This window comes from Endozoicomonas atrinae (genome assembly GCF_001647025.1).
Taxonomy (GTDB): Bacteria; Pseudomonadota; Gammaproteobacteria; order Pseudomonadales; family Endozoicomonadaceae; genus Endozoicomonas; species Endozoicomonas atrinae.
On the sequence record NZ_LUKQ02000055.1, the window covers coordinates 13,237 to 29,668 of the forward strand.

Annotated in this window: 18 protein-coding genes; 11 read left to right on the plus strand and 7 right to left on the minus strand. The window is 48.5% G+C overall.

What is annotated here, in order from left to right; genetic code table 11:
* The first annotated feature begins 266 nt into the window (after positions 1-266).
* Positions 267-1,823 carry a bifunctional UDP-sugar hydrolase/5'-nucleotidase UshA gene (gene ushA, locus AK963_RS10050; RefSeq protein WP_066015319.1) on the plus strand — a complete coding sequence of 519 codons (1,557 nt, stop codon included), beginning with the start codon at positions 267-269 and terminating at the stop codon, positions 1,821-1,823.
* Positions 1,824-1,884: 61 nt separating this feature from the next.
* On the opposite strand, the gene argC is transcribed toward ushA, so the two are convergent.
* The 6 genes from argC to AK963_RS10085 form a co-directional block, all read right to left on the minus strand.
* The gene (argC, locus tag AK963_RS10055; protein ID WP_066015320.1) at positions 1,885-2,928 is read right to left on the minus strand and encodes an N-acetyl-gamma-glutamyl-phosphate reductase; all 1,044 of its coding nucleotides are present in this window, start codon (positions 2,926-2,928) and stop codon (positions 1,885-1,887) included.
* A 228-nt stretch (positions 2,929-3,156) separates the two neighbouring features.
* The gene (locus tag AK963_RS10060; protein WP_066015321.1) at positions 3,157-3,513 is read right to left on the minus strand and encodes a HopJ type III effector protein; all 357 of its coding nucleotides are present in this window, start codon (positions 3,511-3,513) and stop codon (positions 3,157-3,159) included.
* Between the two features lie 50 nt (positions 3,514-3,563).
* A complete protein-coding gene (locus AK963_RS10065; protein ID WP_066015322.1) occupies positions 3,564-3,779 on the minus strand; it encodes a hypothetical protein in 216 nt (71 codons plus the stop codon).
* 370 nt (positions 3,780-4,149) lie between these two features.
* Positions 4,150-4,365 (minus strand): DUF3820 family protein, encoded by a 216-nt coding sequence (locus AK963_RS10075; RefSeq protein WP_066015324.1) that lies wholly within the window; start codon positions 4,363-4,365, stop codon positions 4,150-4,152.
* 23 nt (positions 4,366-4,388) lie between these two features.
* On the minus strand, positions 4,389-5,117 hold the full coding sequence (locus AK963_RS10080) for an LrgB family protein (protein WP_066015325.1): 729 nt from the start codon (positions 5,115-5,117) through the stop codon (positions 4,389-4,391).
* Positions 5,110-5,490 (minus strand): CidA/LrgA family protein, encoded by a 381-nt coding sequence (locus AK963_RS10085; RefSeq protein ID WP_066015326.1) that lies wholly within the window; start codon positions 5,488-5,490, stop codon positions 5,110-5,112. The genes AK963_RS10080 and AK963_RS10085 overlap by 8 nt, the downstream gene beginning before the upstream one ends.
* Positions 5,491-5,902: 412 nt before the next feature.
* Here AK963_RS10085 and AK963_RS10090 point away from each other — a divergent pair, with 412 nt between their 5' ends.
* The 8 genes from AK963_RS10090 (at position 5,903) to AK963_RS10125 (ending at position 14,363) form a co-directional block, all read left to right on the plus strand.
* The gene (locus tag AK963_RS10090; protein ID WP_066015327.1) at positions 5,903-7,657 is read left to right on the plus strand and encodes a chloride channel protein; all 1,755 of its coding nucleotides are present in this window, start codon (positions 5,903-5,905) and stop codon (positions 7,655-7,657) included.
* Between the two features lie 71 nt (positions 7,658-7,728).
* Positions 7,729-8,148: a protoporphyrinogen oxidase HemJ gene (gene hemJ / locus AK963_RS10095; protein WP_066015328.1), complete on the plus strand. Its 420-nt coding sequence runs from the start codon at positions 7,729-7,731 to the stop codon at positions 8,146-8,148.
* Between the two features lie 145 nt (positions 8,149-8,293).
* Positions 8,294-9,115 (plus strand): DUF805 domain-containing protein, encoded by an 822-nt coding sequence (locus AK963_RS10100; RefSeq protein ID WP_066015329.1) that lies wholly within the window; start codon positions 8,294-8,296, stop codon positions 9,113-9,115.
* A gap of 404 nt (positions 9,116-9,519) precedes the next feature.
* A complete protein-coding gene (locus AK963_RS10105; protein WP_066015330.1) occupies positions 9,520-10,710 on the plus strand; it encodes an acetate kinase in 1,191 nt (396 codons plus the stop codon).
* Positions 10,711-10,794: 84 nt separating this feature from the next.
* The gene (gene pta / locus AK963_RS10110; protein ID WP_066015336.1) at positions 10,795-12,885 is read left to right on the plus strand and encodes a phosphate acetyltransferase; all 2,091 of its coding nucleotides are present in this window, start codon (positions 10,795-10,797) and stop codon (positions 12,883-12,885) included.
* 318 nt (positions 12,886-13,203) lie between these two features.
* Positions 13,204-13,497: a GDCCVxC domain-containing (seleno)protein gene (locus AK963_RS10115; protein WP_066015331.1), complete on the plus strand. Its 294-nt coding sequence runs from the start codon at positions 13,204-13,206 to the stop codon at positions 13,495-13,497.
* Positions 13,494-13,979 (plus strand): hypothetical protein, encoded by a 486-nt coding sequence (locus tag AK963_RS10120; protein WP_066015332.1) that lies wholly within the window; start codon positions 13,494-13,496, stop codon positions 13,977-13,979. The genes AK963_RS10115 and AK963_RS10120 overlap by 4 nt, the downstream gene beginning before the upstream one ends.
* A 69-nt stretch (positions 13,980-14,048) precedes the next feature.
* Positions 14,049-14,363 carry a hypothetical protein gene (locus AK963_RS10125; protein ID WP_066015333.1) on the plus strand — a complete coding sequence of 105 codons (315 nt, stop codon included), beginning with the start codon at positions 14,049-14,051 and terminating at the stop codon, positions 14,361-14,363.
* Here AK963_RS10125 and AK963_RS10130 read toward each other — a convergent pair.
* Positions 14,351-15,337, minus strand: coding sequence for a DUF481 domain-containing protein (locus AK963_RS10130; RefSeq protein WP_238593684.1), 987 nt, complete (start codon positions 15,335-15,337; stop codon positions 14,351-14,353). The two genes, AK963_RS10125 and AK963_RS10130, sit on opposite strands and share 13 nt — an antisense overlap.
* Positions 15,338-15,563: 226 nt before the next feature.
* Here AK963_RS10130 and AK963_RS35260 point away from each other — a divergent pair, with 226 nt between their 5' ends.
* Together AK963_RS35260 and AK963_RS10140 are read left to right on the plus strand one after the other, a co-directional pair.
* The gene (locus AK963_RS35260) at positions 15,564-15,878 is read left to right on the plus strand and encodes an MGMT family protein (RefSeq protein ID WP_066015337.1); all 315 of its coding nucleotides are present in this window, start codon (positions 15,564-15,566) and stop codon (positions 15,876-15,878) included.
* 4 nt (positions 15,879-15,882) lie between these two features.
* Entirely contained in the window at positions 15,883-16,101 is a 219-nt protein-coding gene (locus AK963_RS10140) for a hypothetical protein (protein ID WP_139117343.1), read from the plus strand.
* The last annotated feature ends 331 nt before the right edge of the window (positions 16,102-16,432 follow it).

Below are 16,432 nucleotides of genomic sequence, written 5' to 3' on the forward strand. Positions count from 1 at the left end.
TGACGCTTCGTTGTGTGCTCAGCGTATCAGGGCTCCTTACACAAGGGACTCTATTACCCGCTATTAATCGCATTGCTAATGCCGACGATCATTACGGTCATTAGAGTGTACGTTGGGTATTACCAACAAATGTTCATGGTTTGCTTATACCATAAAATCAATTTCCGTTAAGTCACCGATAGCAAAAGATGTTTAAAATAACTCCAATTATAAGTCGGTGAAAAAGCACTTCACCAAGTCAACAAACGATATAACAGGGACTCCTGATGACCCGAAACAATAACTGGAAGTGGCTCGCAGCTGGCATATCAGCACTGGTAATCAGTGCCTGCACAACAGTGAATCCTCCTGCTGAAAAAGACCAGACATACAAACTGACCGTTCTGCATACCAATGATCACCATGGTCGCTTCTGGCAGGATAGCAAGGGCCGTTATGGCATGGCGGCAAGAATGACGCTGGTTGAGTCAATTCGCAAAGAAGTAAAGGAAGAAGGCGGCCATGTTTTGCTGCTCTCTGGAGGGGACATCAACACTGGTGTACCTGAGTCCGATATGCAGGATGCCATTCCCGATTTTAAAGGGATGAACCTGCTGGGCTATGATGCCATGGCCGTGGGTAATCATGAGTTTGATAACCCAAGGGACATTCTGGCAATGCAGCAGTCTCTGGTAGAGTTTCCCTTTCTCTCAGCCAACATATTTGATGCAGGCACAGGCAAACACTTATTTGAGCCATATACCACCTTTGATCTGGATGGACTGCGCATTGCCGTTGTCGGTTTCACAACCACTGACACACCGAAGCAGACCAGCCCTGAGAATGTCAAAGGGCTGGATTTTCAATCACCGGTTGCAGTGGCCAGTAAGCTCATTCCTGAGCTAGAGAAACAGGCAGACATTATCATTGCCACTACCCATATGGGGCACTACCAGAATGGAAATCATGGTATCAATGCACCCGGAGACGTAACACTGGCCAGAAGCGTAAAAGGCATTGATCTGATTGTGGGAGGACACTCACAGGATCCCTTGTTTAAGCCGGATCTGCAAAACGGCACTTATATCGTTCAAGCCCAGGAGTGGGGTAAATATGTTGGACGCGCGGACTTTGAATACACCAACGGCCAGCTGACCCTGACCCACTACCAGCTTATCCCGGTCAATGGGTCTGAAGAAGATCAAGTGATCCCGGAAAACCAGGCCATGTTGAGTCTGCTCTCACCCTATCAGGAAAAAGGTCAGCAACTGGTTGAAGGCAAAGTCGGTGCTGTAGATCAACGACTGATGGGGGAACGCAGTGAGGTAAGGTTCCAGCCAACCAATCTGGGCACACTACTGACAGAAGCGCTGATGGAAAAATCAGGTGCAGATCTGGCCGTGATGAATGGTGGCGGAATTCGCTCCAGTATTAACAGCGGTGAGATCACTTACAAAGATGTGCTGACGGTGCTTCCTTTTGGCAACACGTTGACAACAGTTGATATGACAGGAAAGGAAATACTTGAATACCTGACTGTTGTCGCTAATAAGCCAGCCAACAGCGGGGCCTTCGCACACTTCTCCGGGGTAGAAATGCAGATCAAAGATCAGCAGCTTTATAATGTGCAAATCAATGGCAAAGCACTTGAGCCTGAAAAGGCTTACAAGATGGCTATTCTCAGCTTTTCTGCCAGTGGTGGCGACAAGTACCCCAACCTGATGGACAAGCCGGGCTTTGTGGACACAGGCTACCTGGATGCAGAAGTTCTGAAGGAGTTTATCGAGCAAAACTCACCTCTGCAGGTTGCTGACTTTCAACCGGAAGGAGTGATCAGACAATAGTGATTGAATGAATGTTCCCTCATAAATTCACGAGGGAACATCAACCTGCCTGTTTGCCTTATCAAGGCATGGCAGCGGGAAAGTCCAGACCAGTTATTTCATCCAGACCAAACATAATATTCATGTTCTGAACTGCCTGACCCGCTGCCCCTTTTACCAGGTTATCAATAACCGACAATATGACCACAGTATCCCCACCCTGTGGACGATGAACCGCTATACGACACTGATTGCATCCACGAACAGAGCGGGTCTCCGGATGACTGCCCGTAGGCATGACATCAACAAAGGGTTCACCCTCAAAGGTATTCTCATACAATTCCTGAAGGTCAATACCACGGTCTTTGACAGTGCAATATAGTGTGGAGTGGATGCCGCGGATCATGGGGGTCAAATGCGGAACAAACACCAGATCACCGGTAAATGGAGATACACCTGCACCTGCCATGCGTTCAATGCCCTGCTGAATTTCTGGCAAATGACGATGGCCAGAAACACCATAGGCCTTGAAAGACTCAGAGGCTTCACAGAGCAGGGTGCCTACATTGGCTCCACGTCCAGCGCCACTGACACCTGACTTGGCATCTACCATGATATTTCCACTGACCAGCCCAGCTCTTACCAGGGGCAATAACCCAAGCTGGGTTGCCGTTGGGTAACAGCCAGGGTTGGCGACCAGTCTGGCATCAGCAATGTCAGCACGGTTCATTTCCGGCAGGCCATACACTGCCTCTTTTAATACGTCCGGACAGGCATGTTCAACACCATACCACTGCTTCCACAGGCCGGTATCACTCAAACGAAAGTCAGCCGCCAGGTCAATTATCCGAACGCCTGCAGACAGTAATTCTGGAACAGACTCCATGGCAATACCATTAGGCGTTGCAAAGAACACCAGATCACACGACGAAAGTTGTTCGTTGTCCGGGAGTGAAAAGTTCAGGTCCAGCTTTCCTCGTAACCCGGAAAAAAGCGCACTGACCGGCTTTCCCGCTTCAGAACGAGAAGTGATCATACTCAACTCAACATCCGGATGAACCGATAGCAAGCGCAAAAGCTCTGCTCCGGTATAGCCCGTTCCACCGACAATCCCCACTTTAATCATCTGATGCTTCCGTTACTTCTGGATTATTGTTCGACCCTGCTATCTTACCAGATCTTTCCCGGATAACGTCGCTTCAGTTATTAAGAAGGCAGCGGTGCAGCCGGTGTACTCAGTGGACTTTTCCAGGAAACCATGAAAAAGCCTGATCATGAACCAGCCTTGTTCCGGGTGATAAACAGCTCAATTCAAAATGAATAATTTTTCATATTAAATGAATATATATTCAATTTATTTAGCAATCAAGGCAGGCTCATCAAAAGCAACGCTCTTCCAGCCGGAAATCATGAAAGCCCGAATGTTACCATGGCTACTCCCATTCGGTTCCTTAAGCACCTCATCACGATAAAAGCGGCCGAAGCAGGCCAGAGTCTCCTGAGGGCTCAAGTCATGGATCTGTGCGAAGGCAAAGATTTTACAGGATCCCTCATTGGTGCCAACTTCATTGATCTGGCAGAGAGAACCTCGGCCATTTACAAAACGGGTGGGGGTATAATGATAATGATCCGCTATAACGGCCATCACCGCCTCAAACTCAACCAATTCTGGCTGCTGGCGGATCTGTTCTAACAACTCACTCAATGTCACTGACTTCAGCCTTCTTCATCATGAACGGAAGGACAGTATAGCTGTCAAGACTATCGTTTCCACGAAGCAGGCATTGTTGCCATCATCGCCGGAGTCCGGTTGATCAGAAGGTTTGCATCCTGATAGGAAGCTACTCGAGCCGTATCAGACTCAGCCCAAAGGTTCAGAGACGCTATCCTGCCACTCTGTTCGCTGATAGAAAGACTGAAGCCGCCAACAATAAGCAGGCTCAATGCCTGAGTAATAAGAGAAACAAGCTTTTTCATTGTTATTGTTTACCTGTTGTTCTTATATTTTTTATTTTATCTGATCATATGGTAACAGCTTTCCAATACAAATAGTCTGAACGGCTGAATTAGGGCCTGTTGACGTTTCGTTCCGAGCTCAGCGGATCAGGCGCTCCTATGACGAGGCGCGGCATTGCAGGAATACCCTAAAGGGCATAAAGGCCAGTTGCCTTTCAAAATGCTGCAACAAAGTCATAGGAGCGCCCTGATCCGCCCGAAGGGTGGCCCAGAAAAGCGCCATCTGCTTTGTCAGACTTGCTTGATGTAGAATAACTACACTCTGCACAAATCTTTCGCGCATATGACGCTTTTCTGGGCCACTGAGCAGGCAACGAAACGTCAACAGGCCCTAGTATTTTTTCAATGGGTTGATCAGGTCATTCAACCCATTCACCTGAACCTCCAGTGTTAATGCCAGCAGTTTACCCAGCTCTCCCTCCGGAAACCCTTTTCCAGCGAACCACAGAAGGTAAGGTTCTGGCAGGTCAATCAACCTTCTGCCCTGGTACTTCCCAAAGGGCATGGTCTGGTTAGCGATTTTGATCAGGTCTTCTTTATCGAACATCAATATTTCTCTGAGAAATTTAATTACAGTAATAGGCTGATCAGCCATGGTACAAGGAGTGGCATGTAGATAGCGCACAGGCACATCCCGAGGCTGGAATAGACTCCCATGGTCAGATCCAGTTCGAAAGCTCGAGCAGTACCTCCTGCATGAGCATTAACCCCCATGGCAAAGCCAATGGCCCTTGGGTCGGTCACACCAAACATACGACACAATGCAGGCCCCACCAGCGAGCCATAAACGCCGGAAATAATGACCACTGCAGCCACCAGAGGAATAATAGCGCCGTATTGTTCGCCCATCACCAGGGCAACTGCTGTGGTTACGGCCTTGGTAGAAATTGATAACACTACCTTTCTTGAGCCTCCGGTTGCCAGCGCCATTCCCATACCAATAAAGGCAGCAAGAAACCCACCAATCAGCAATGAACACATCAGGGGCCCTGCCAACTGTCGAAGGGTATGGAGCTGCCGGGAAAGAGGAACCGCCAGTGATACGGTAAATGGCGCCAGCAACATCTTCAGCAACTCACTGTGCTTTGTGTACATGTCAGGCTGAAGTGGAGAGAAGCGAATAACCAGAAAAACCAGGAGGCTGGTGGTAAACAGTGGATGAAACCAGCCTTTGCGCCCCATACGGATAAAAAACTTTTCCGCCAGCAGGTAGGCACCCAGATTAATAAGCAGGATCGCAACCGGGTTGTTAATTTGCCGCTGCACTAATCCGTAAGAAAAACTGATAACCTCATCCATGATGGTTCTCTCCGCTCTCAGCAGCAAAACGTTTAAGCAGCCATTGCAGGAGAACAGCCGTTATTACCAGGGAAACAGGGGTCGCTACCAGCATGGCGAGAGTGATAGGCAGCCACTGCTGCAGGAGAAGGTCACTCAGGAAGAAAATACCCACACAGCCCGGGATAAACAGTACAGCCAGATAGCGGATACAGAACTGACTGACCTTATCCAGAGGCTCACTAACACCTCCAGACAACTGAAGGTAAATAACCAGAAGTATCAACCCCATGACTGAGCCCGGAACCGGAAGGCTTAATGCGTCGCTTAATACATCACCCAACACGGTGAAAAACAGCAACGTGACAATGCCCGATAATGTTCCTGATGACATCGTTTAACCTCTCCCGAAGCAGCCATGCGCTGCCCTCTAAAAACTTGTCAGGATCTATATGCTTCGCCGCTCACCCAACCCAATTGAAGATATAGCATCAACAGATCCTGGGATTAACCATCCAAAATGGCGTATTAAGACGGATCAATGGTGATTGAGAAGAAAAGTTATTGTGTTTTACCGGTAGAGAGACACAATGACAATCCGGTAAACTGCAGACTCCACCCTCCTTAAGCCGTCATTGAAAACACTTACAAACGAATACTGAAGTACATAAACCTGAAATAGTCACATTTCCACCGCTTTGTATGCAAGGAAGCAAGACAGTCAGATAACCACTTAGAAACGAGTAAACCTTACCGAAATAACCAGAACTACCACTGACCATAAAAGGAGGAAGCAAGGCTGCTCCATGTTTAAGAAACCGTCAATACAGAACTTAAGGCTGCGTCTTGCACAATCAGAAGCCCTGCCTCAACTGACCCTGATGGCACTGATTACCGGACTGCTTGCCGGAGGCTTTCTTATCGCTTTCGAGGAGCTGCTTTTTTTCTTTGGAGTTGTTTCTCAGCGTGCTTTGATCCCCGATCATGTATTTTCAACGCTGGCATCGGTTGAAAGTGGTTATGAAGCCCTCCCTCCTCTGGTTCGCTTTATCTCACCTATCGGGGGTGCCCTGGCGTTGATCCTGTTAATCAAGAGCCGCCCACCCAAAAGAAGAAGTTTTGGTATTGCTCATGTGATTGAGCGTTTAACGTTGAACAGGGGCTGGTTACCCATTACCAGTACCATTACTCAGTTTTTTGGCGTACTGATTGCGTTGGTCAGTGGATTTTCGGTGGGGCGTGAAGGCCCTGCCGTGCATATGGGAGCAGGAGCCGGCAGTTTTCTGGGACAAATACTGAAACTGCCAACCAACACTCTGGGAGTATTGGCGGGTTGTGGTACTGCTGCAGCCATCGCTGCACTGTTCAACACCCCCATGGCCGGTGTTATCTTTGCCATGGAGGTGGTTATGAAAGAATATTCGCTGGAAAGCTTTATTCCGGTAATGGCCTCTGCTGTCGTAGCATCAGTGCTGACCCAGACAGTCTACGGACCTAACCCAGCATTCCAGATCCCGATTATCCCCTCCGCAACACCCGAAGAACTGGCAGTAACGGCCATTACCGCCGTTATTATTGGCCTTCTTGCTGCGGCGTTTATTCAAATTAATATCTTTGCCATTCAAAAGCGCCAGCATAAGGTCGTCTTCCCATTGTTAATCGCGGGTCTTTTAATGGGAATCGTTGCCGTTCTGGTTCCTGCAACCATGGGTATTGGCTATGACACGATTGAAGCGCTGCTGATCGGCGACGATTTAAACCTGCCGTTTCTGTTTACCCTTCTGGCCACCAAACTGGTTATTACCGCTCTGGTCATCGGCCTTGGGGTTCCTGGTGGAATGATTGGTCCATCGTTGATGATGGGGGCTACAGCCGGTGCCTGCAGCGTTTTACTGGCTGAGCAGTTCCTAGGGATCTCTGCAAACAATATTACCTTTCATGTCATGACTGGAATGATCGCTATGATGGCTGCAATTTTTCAGGCCCCATTGACCGCGCTGATTACCGTCCTGGAACTCACCCACAGCTCACAGATTATTCTTCCGGCTATGCTGGCTATTGTCATTGCCTGCCTGACCTCCAGCCAGATCTGTAGACAACAGAGTATTTTTGCCATGCAGTTCATGGCTCGTGGACAGAGTATTCAGCTTTCTCCGATGACTCAGCTTTTAAATAGAACAGGTGTGGCCAGCTTAATGGATAGCCGTTTCATCCGCCTTTCACCTGACCTCACTGTAGATAACGCCAAAGCAGAGATATCCGAAAATATTCAATGGCTCGTTTTTAAAAAAGATGAGCAGTTATATATTCTCAGTGCAAACACGCTATCTGATAGTGAAGCTGCTTCAGCCGTCATAAAAATAGGTTCCCTAAAAGGTCTTAAAAGAGCGGGAATGATCAGTTCTCAGGCCTCCGCTGATGAAGCATTGTCCATCATGAAAAAAAATAACATCGAGTATTTGCTGGTAGTGACCGGCAACAGCGAAAGGGAGTTTTTTGATCCGGAAAGGTCCGGGATCATCAACAGAAGAATGATCGACAATCTTTATAAAGATGGCTAATTGTGAATACCCCTTGATTTCCGCTACTATCCAGAGGATTCCTAGACCTTAATAATTATTTGGGACACTCTATGCTCTGGATTAAAGCTTTCCATATTATTGCCATGACCTGCTGGTTTGCCGCCCTCTTTTACCTTCCCAGGCTTTTCGTCTACCACGCCATGAGTGAGGACCAGGTCAGTAAAGACCGCTTTGTTATCATGGAAAGAAAGCTTATGCGGGGTATTGCCACCCCATCGATGATCGTTACCCTGATTCTGGGCCTGTGGTTGCTACACTACATTCCCAGTTATATGAGTTCCCCCTGGATGCATGCAAAACTGACTCTGGTTGCTCTGACCCTAGGTTATCACCATATGTGTGCCCGCTATATGAAGCAACTGGCCGCCGGCACCAGTAGCCACAGCCACAAGTTTTTCAGAGTTTTCAATGAAATTCCCGTTATCTTCCTTGTTGGCATTGTCATTTTGGTCGTTGTTAAGCCCTTCTAGTCAAACCGTAGAGGGCATAAAGTCCCACGAGGAAAAGCTTTTCTTTTGTGAGTTTTGTGCTCTCTGTGGTCAGCAACAAAAAAGCCTCAGTCTCCTCCATGCCAGCCGATAACCTGTCTCATGACATATTTCAGGACAGGCCATCATGGATGACTCATTCTATAAGCTGATTTTCGAGGGAGAGACGCTGCCAGGCTTTAAAGAAAGACAGGTTCGAAAAAACCTGAAAGAACTCCTGAATGCAGACCGGGCAAAACTGAAACGCCTATTCTCAGGCAAGCCGATAATTATTCGAAAGAATCTGACTGCCAGCGAAATCCGTCCCTATGAAAGAGCCATGATGAAGTCCGGAGCCCACTGCCGGATTATCTCTATGACCAGTGATGAAGAACTGCCCCCTACACCGCTTGAAACCATTCTGGGGCAGGATCAGCTGGCCAGACCATCCAAATCATCCAGGAAGTTTCAATTCCTGCCCAGAATGGGAAGAGTACAGTTTATGGCTTCCCTCTGGATAATTGTGCTGCTGGGAGTCTCTGCCTGGTGGGTACCAGGGTGGTTAACTCCACTCCTGACCCCACACTACCCACCGATAGAGTCACTGCATCTGACACTTGGCTTGATCGCTATTGCCTGCCTCCTTATGCTGACCATGACTGCCAGAAGGCTTCATGATATTGACCGCAGTGGCTGGAAGAGCCTTGTGTTAATTATTCCGGGGATTAACCTTCTGTTTCTGTTATGGCTGATCTTTTCTTCAGGCACCCGAAATACCAACCGGTTTGGTTCAGCCCCCTATTCCGCTGGAACAGTCGCACAGTTTTTTGGCCTCTGGATTCCATTACTGGCCCTCATTACAGCGGGGACATATGGCTGGCTTTACCAGAATGAGCTTCAACAGCTGGCCGCCAATGTTCCGGAAATGATCGATCAGCTGGTTCTTCCTGCACTGGAGCAAAACCTCTGACATTGGTGAACAATTAACCACAGCCTTGCTACGATATACGCATCAATACGCAGTCCACTGACTCAGGTCAATGGTTATAATGTTTTTCATACCGCTTCTCTACTTTATACAAGCCGTGATCCTCCAGGAGGCTGCCCGAGAATAGACTGTCCTACTGTGGTAACAGCAAATTGGCTTGAAAATTCGTTTTTGTTCGGCAAATAGAACCACTATTCACCTCACAAAAACGACGTTTCATCCTCAATTTTCTGCCATCCTCGTTACGGACGTTATTCACGGCCAGCCTCCGTGTGATCGGTTCCGGCCGCTGCGTTTGGCGATATTCGTGACAATCCGCTTAAATTAAAAGCATTACACGGTAATTTTCGGAAACTGCACGGTCATTTTCACTGGTAATAGGTTCTATGAGCAAAGACAGCGTTCTGGTTATTAACTGTGGCAGTTCTTCCCTGAAGTTCGCAGTAATCAACCCGAAAACCGAAGAGGAAAGCATCAGCGGCATCGCCGAGCGCCTCGTGGGCAACGAAGCCTCTATCACCTGGAAACTGAACGGTGAGAAGCAAACCCTGAATCTTGGTGCTGCTGGTCACGAAGGTGCTATCGAAGCACTGGTAGGTGTTCTCCGTGAAAACAACCTGATGGACCGTATTGAAGCCATCGGTCACCGTGTTGTTCACGGTGGTGAGAAGTTCACCGAATCCACCCTGATCAACGATGAAGTGATTCAGGGCATCGAAGACTGCAACCATCTGGCACCTCTGCACAACCCTGCTCACCTGCTGGGTATCCGTGCCTGCATGAAATACTTCCCGGGTCTGCCACAGTCCGTAGTATTTGACACCGCATTCCACCAGACCATGCCTGCTGAAAGCTACCTGTACGCTGTTCCTTACAGCCTGTACAAAGAACACGGTCTGCGTCGTTACGGCATGCACGGCACCAGCTACCGCTATGTCAGCAAGACTGCTGCTGAGATGCTGGATCTGGACTACGACAACAGCGCCATTCTGGTTGCACACCTGGGTAACGGTGCCAGCGCCTGTGCCGTCAAAAACGGCAAATCCGTTGACACCACCATGGGTCTGACGCCTCTGGAAGGTCTGGTGATGGGTACCCGTTCCGGCGATATCGACCCGAACGTATTCAGCTTCCTGAACAAGCAGTGTGGCTATTCTCTGGATGAGATCACCGACATCCTGAACAAGAAGTCTGGCCTGCTGGGTCTGTCCGAAATGGATAACGACTGCCGCGTAATCGAAGATGCTGCAGCCCAGGGTAATGAGCGTGCCCAACTGACTCTGGACGTATTCTGCAATGTTCTGGCCAAGAAGTTGGCTGGCTTTGCATCTGAACTGGGTCGTATTGATGCACTGGTCTTCACCGGCGGTATCGGTGAGAACTCCAGCGTGATCCGCAAGAATGTACTTGAGCGCCTGTCCATCTTCGGCTTTGAGATCGACGAAAAAGCCAATGAAGAGACCTTCCGTGGCAAGAGCGGTGTCATCACCAAGCCAGGCTCAACCGTAGCAATGGTTGTCGCTACCAATGAAGAGCTGATGATTGCCCGTGATACTGAAGCGCTGATTGCTGGCTAAACTGGTTATCTAAATGATGTAAGCAACAGGAGGTTCCACCTCCTGTTTTTATATCAGTATTTCATGAGAAGGATTTTTCCGGATATGCGTACATTTTTCCTGGCTCCAACACGTTATGGTGTTGGCCTGACCTCCGTCACCCTGGGCCTGGTTCGAGCGCTTGATAACCTCGGTCTCAGAGTCAAATTCTTCAAGCCTATTGCCCAGCTGCACGTGGGTGATACTGGACCTGAGCGTTCGACCAAACTGGTTCAACGCATCATGGACCATGAGCCACCTACACCCATCACTTCACACCGCGCTGAAGATCTGCTGGGTGATAACAAGGGCGACGTCCTGATGGAAGAGATCGTCGCCTTGTTTGAGCAGGCTTCTCAGGACTGTGACGTGATGGTCGTAGAAGGTCTGGTACCAACCCGGGAAATGCCTTACGCCAACCGCCTGAACAGTAACATCGCCAAAACCCTTAATGCTGACATCATTCTGGTTTCCGAGCCTGGTAATGACTCTCTGGAAGACCTTGCCGACAAACTGGAGATCGCTGCAGACAGCTTTGGCGGTATCAAGAATCCGAATGTCGTGGGCTATGCCCTGAATAAACTGACTCCGGAAGTCGTTGCCCGCCTGAACAAAGAAGGACATTTCCAGAGCCTGCCGGAGTTTGCCCGTAAGCCATTCCAGCCATTGGGCTATATTCCGTTCGACACTAACCTGGCTTCACCAAGAACCATGGATATTGCCGAACACCTGAAAGCAGAAATCATCAATGCAGGTGAAATGGATACCCGCCGGGTCACTTCCTACACCCTGAGTGCCAGAACACCAACCAATATGATTCATCACCTGAAGCCAGGGAACCTGGTAATCACTCCAGGCGACCGTGATGACATCATTCTGGCTACCTGTATGGCGGCACTGAACGGTGTTCCCCTTGCAGGCCTTCTGCTGACCAGTGGTATCACACCATCCAAACCCGTGATGGAACTGTGCAGCAAGGCCATCGGCACAGGTCTTCCTGTCATGCTGACCGGAGAAGACTCCTACACCACAGCAACCATGCTGGACCGCCGCCATAACGAACTGCCTGTTGACGATACTGCCCGTGTTGAAATGGTCATGGATACAATTGCTGGCAACCTGAACACCGAGTGGCTGAAACAGCAGTGCTCTGCACTGGCTGAGCGCAGACTCTCTCCTCCTGCTTTCCGTTACCAGCTGGTTCAGAGAGCTCAGGGTGCCAATAAGCGCATCGTTCTTCCAGAAGGTGATGAGCCTCGCACCATTCAGGCTGCCGTTATCTGTCAGGAACGCGGTATCGCCCAGTGTATTCTTCTTGGACAACGCAGTGTTATTGAACAGGTTGCCAGAGATAACGGCATAACCCTGCCTGATGGTCTGGTTATTATGGAGCCTGAGAGCATCCGTGCACGTTATGTTGATCCGATGGTCGAGCTGCGAAAGAACAAAGGCCTGACAGCCCCGATGGCGGAAGCTCAGCTGGAAGATACGGTAGTACTGGGTACCATGATGCTGGCTCTTAACGAGGTAGACGGTCTGGTATCTGGTGCAGTACACACCACAGCCAACACTATCCGTCCTGCATTCCAGCTGGTCAAACCAAAGAAAGATGCTGGAGGCCTGGTTTCCTCCATCTTCTTTATGCTGCTGCCTGACCAGGTTCTTGTATACGGTGACTGTGCCGTTAATCCAAACCCTGACGCAGAACAGCTGGCCAATATCGCTATTCAGAGTGCTGACTCAGCCACCGCGTTCGGTATTGAGCCACGGATCGCTATGATCAGTTACAGCACCGGAACCTCTGGCATCGGTGCAGATGTTGAGAAAGTGCGTGAGGCTACTGAAATCGTTAAAGCCAAGCGCCCAGACCTGATTATTGATGGCCCTCTGCAGTACGATGCTGCATCTGTTGAATCTGTAGCACAGAGCAAGGCTCCCGGCAGTAACGTCGCAGGTCGTGCTACCGTGTTTATCTTCCCGGATCTCAACACAGGTAACACCACTTACAAAGCCGTACAGCGCAGCGCAGACGTAATCAGTGTCGGCCCAATGCTCCAGGGTCTCAACAAGCCAGTAAATGACCTTTCCCGCGGTGCACTGGTCGACGATATCGTTTACACCATTGCCCTGACTGCTATACAGGCTGAAAACGACTAAGCTCGTTTAATTACGCCCGTACAAAGCCGGACAGAAATGTCCGGCTTTTTTGTAACTGTCGCCAAACTGTCACACTCCCTTATTATGCTCTTTATATAACCAGCTAAAACTGGCCTGATTCATGCAACCCTTTTTATAAACAGCCAGGTAGGGTAGTTTGAAAAGGAGTGTTTTTGTGACGTATTCTGAGATAAAGACACAAAGGCACTTCAATTTTGAAAGTTAAATGTCAATAAACCAACAGGGAGGCCGATAACTCTATCCTATGCCCAAAGAGAAAAAGCAATAAACGGCACAGGAAGTGCCAGGAGAAAGAGTATGTCCACTAAAAATTATACACTAAACGCAAAGAACCTTGCATCAACGTCCATCATCACCTGCCCGGACTGTATGCATCATGCCATTGAAACCATGCCTCAGGATGCATGTGTTTATCTTTACGAATGCAGAAACTGTCAGAAACTGATCACCCCGCAGCAAGGAGATTGCTGCGTTTTCTGTTCACACGGAAACCAACCATGCCCAACATCACAGCGGGACAAAAAAGCTTACGCTGAAATGACCCCCGCCTCTGAAGAAGTGACTGAAAGTATCTCTGTTTCCGGCTTATGACCAACACTGATAGCTCAGACGCAAAACCATATCCGGTTGACGATCCCGTCACCCGGTTTTTGCAAGCCCAAGGTTTTGAAGTATCTGCTTGCTACATGGGCAGTACCTCTCTACTTCTCGGTGCCCGCTTTGAATATCAAGATGTTGAAATAGTCTATCGTGTAGAAAACGACACACTGATTATGGTCATATACCGACGCCTCAACAGCGCTGAACACGGACTCAAAAATATCTTTGAGCCCTTTATCTGGTTTTCTGAAAGATTGATTTACGACATTCCGGAAATTCGATTCATGCGGGGCAACCCTGACGCACTTCCGGCACCAGACGGCAAGAACCTGACAACCAGAAAGCTGCATCGTTTTTATCGCCATCTGATGGGAGCAGAGCCAGATCCAGAGCCAGGCTGGTATCGCTTTGAGCTGGTAAACTATAAAACCATGCGCCAGCGTCAAAAGGAGAGAAGGCTAAAAAAACCGTAATCTTTCATCAATCAATGCACCCTTCTGCCGTTATTAACAGAAGTAATTCTGAAAAAGTACCCAGTAGCAATGAAAGTCAGAAAAACCCTGATTTTTCCCCTTGAGCACCAAAATTCTGATGATTTAAACAGGCACTCGCTGCTCTATCGTGCAGCCAACTGGCTGGAAACCACCATGCGCGCTTTACAGGAACATAGAGAAGCCGAAAGAAAGAGCGAAGATGAAAAGCGAGTTCAACTGCTGTTGCCGGAGAAACCAGCTTTATCCTTCTCCAGGCACTTCCCATTCCGGAGGTGCCTGATGAGAACCCGGTTCTTTATGCCTACGAGAGGGCGCCTGCGAGTATGCACCAATCTGAAGCGCCCAGGGCCTTACCACTGGTAACCAATGCCCATTTTGATCCGGCTATCGACTTTCTGAGTCTTGTCAACAGGGTTACTGTCGTAATCCACAATCTGCGTCAGATTCCAGCTAATATGATCGGTTAACCCTATTTTTATTCCCTGATTGACATTGACAAGCGTTGTTGACTGTTTCAAACGAAAGAATGTTCTGCTGTTTGCAAAGTACTCCCAGTTATTAATAATTCGTGTTCGATAATTAAAAATCCAGGTCAAAGCATAATCCCGCTGAGACTCATTCGTCTTGTAATCTTCCCAGAGCTGGCTGATACCCCCGCTGGTTTTCAGCGCCTTTTCTGCGGTTTCCCAAAAGCGATAACCCAATGTCCCCCCCAATGATGTACGGGTTCTCAGATCCTCTTCAGAATCATATTCCTGCTCAGCTGCTCCCTGAACAAACCAGTGTTCATCCAGGTAACGGCTGTATGAGTAACCAACTTTCCACTCCGAGCTTTTTATACCGTCATCATCTTCTGCTTCGATATCCCAATAGAAGGCATTTTTATTCCACTGGTCATCAATATTGAGCTTGCCTTCAACACCAATCAGGAGCTCATCATCGTTGCCGGACTTGCTGTCCAGCGTAGCCACCAGATTACCTCCTAACTCCCAGGTATCAGCGATGGCCGGTTTTTCAATATGGATAGCGGCTACAGGCCACACAGCAGAGAATGAGCGTTTTCGGCCATTGTCATCAATGACCGTAATACCAGTATCCTGACCTTCAAACCGCCGCAGCCTGGCCTCATCTTCGCCAATCAGGCTAACCCAGAATGTTTTATCAGAATCCAAGGCGGTAACATAGCGCCAGTCCAGTTCAATAGTACCCGCATATTTGGTCTGCAAACTCAGCTTGCCAGAGTCCAGCTTAACAATGTCACCAGACAATACATCACCATTGTTCATCCAGACGGTGTCAGCCCATGTCGTGCTAATAGAAAAAAACAGACACAACATCCCCAGCACTTTGAATAAACAGCGAAGGCTCCTTGGGAGCAACATAGAACGAACTTCCCCCGGACAGGTTTTATCCACCTGTAAAATTCATAAATGCGACAGAATCCACAATATTGATTCTCAAATCAATGGTAATTACAGCTATATCTTTTCCTTTCCCATTCCATACTTTTCAAATATCCTGAAATCTATTGTTTATGATCGATTTTATCGTGGAGAGCGAACGTTGACTGCCCCCTTTACCCCTTCGGAAATATGGTACCTGCTCAGCAGGATTCCGAAAGGCTGTGTTGTAACCTATGGCCAGCTGGCTGAGATGGCTGGAGCTCCCGGTTATGCACGCGTTGTGGGTAATATTCTGAAGCAACTGCCAGCAGGGACCGACCTCCCCTGGCATCGAGTAATTAACGGCAAAGGTCAGATTTCTTTCCCTGATGGATCAAGTCGATACAACCTGCAGAAACTACGATTGGAACAGGAGGGAGTGGCGATCTCATCTGGAAAAATTAACCTGAAAGCGCACCAATGGCATGGAGAATAAGTACATGGATGGAGCACCGGAAGATATTGCCCTGGCTGTAGAAATTATTCGCCAACTTGAGAACCTGGATTACCCGGAAGAAAACATTCTCAAGGCGATGGTTCATATCTGTCAAGATACACTGAACAAGCTCCCCAATGACGGAACCCGGGAGTTTTGGCGGCAGAGACTGGTTGCAGAGCTGATGGGCTCATCAGACAGCAAGCCCACTGCCCCCCATTAAGAGGCTGTTGCAAAAGGTTAAAAGCATTGAACTACAAAGACACGAAGACACAAACGAAGCATTCCTTCTTAACTGCATAGAAAAACAACCTTTGCATCTTCGTGCCTTTGTGATTGGGGGCTCAGTCTGTGTTTCAAAAACCACTGACCGAGCTATAGCAATAGCGGTTATCCCCTTAGTGCATGTTACAGGGATAAATATTTTATACCAATCGCATTTTCTAAATCCTTAAGCTGCCGCCAACTATGCTTAGGCATCATTACCATGCATTATCTAGAACAGATGTCTCGTCGACCACAGCTACCCGAAGGTTTTAATGATGTTGATTTTC

Bases quoted from the DNA above. Each gene is read 5' to 3' on its own strand.
- AK963_RS10120 (WP_066015332.1), top strand. From the start codon at position 13,494: ATGACCAACACTGATAGCTCAGACGCAAAACCATATCCGGTTGACGAT.
- AK963_RS10140 (WP_139117343.1), top strand. From the start codon at position 15,883: ATGGATGGAGCACCGGAAGATATTGCCCTGGCTGTAGAAATTATTCGC.
- AK963_RS10125 (WP_066015333.1), top strand. From the start codon at position 14,049: ATGAAAGTCAGAAAAACCCTGATTTTTCCCCTTGAGCACCAAAATTCT.
- AK963_RS10080 (WP_066015325.1), bottom strand. From the start codon at position 5,117: ATGGATGAGGTTATCAGTTTTTCTTACGGATTAGTGCAGCGGCAAATT.
- ushA (WP_066015319.1), top strand. From the start codon at position 267: ATGACCCGAAACAATAACTGGAAGTGGCTCGCAGCTGGCATATCAGCA.
- pta (WP_066015336.1), top strand. From the start codon at position 10,795: ATGCGTACATTTTTCCTGGCTCCAACACGTTATGGTGTTGGCCTGACC.
- AK963_RS10075 (WP_066015324.1), bottom strand. From the start codon at position 4,365: ATGTTCGATAAAGAAGACCTGATCAAAATCGCTAACCAGACCATGCCC.
- argC (WP_066015320.1), bottom strand. From the start codon at position 2,928: ATGATTAAAGTGGGGATTGTCGGTGGAACGGGCTATACCGGAGCAGAG.
- hemJ (WP_066015328.1), top strand. From the start codon at position 7,729: ATGCTCTGGATTAAAGCTTTCCATATTATTGCCATGACCTGCTGGTTT.
- AK963_RS10100 (WP_066015329.1), top strand. From the start codon at position 8,294: ATGGATGACTCATTCTATAAGCTGATTTTCGAGGGAGAGACGCTGCCA.
- AK963_RS10090 (WP_066015327.1), top strand. From the start codon at position 5,903: ATGTTTAAGAAACCGTCAATACAGAACTTAAGGCTGCGTCTTGCACAA.
- AK963_RS10085 (WP_066015326.1), bottom strand. From the start codon at position 5,490: ATGTCATCAGGAACATTATCGGGCATTGTCACGTTGCTGTTTTTCACC.
- AK963_RS10065 (WP_066015322.1), bottom strand. From the start codon at position 3,779: ATGAAAAAGCTTGTTTCTCTTATTACTCAGGCATTGAGCCTGCTTATT.
- AK963_RS10105 (WP_066015330.1), top strand. From the start codon at position 9,520: ATGAGCAAAGACAGCGTTCTGGTTATTAACTGTGGCAGTTCTTCCCTG.
- AK963_RS10130 (WP_238593684.1), bottom strand. From the start codon at position 15,337: ATGTTGTGTCTGTTTTTTTCTATTAGCACGACATGGGCTGACACCGTC.
- AK963_RS10115 (WP_066015331.1), top strand. From the start codon at position 13,204: ATGTCCACTAAAAATTATACACTAAACGCAAAGAACCTTGCATCAACG.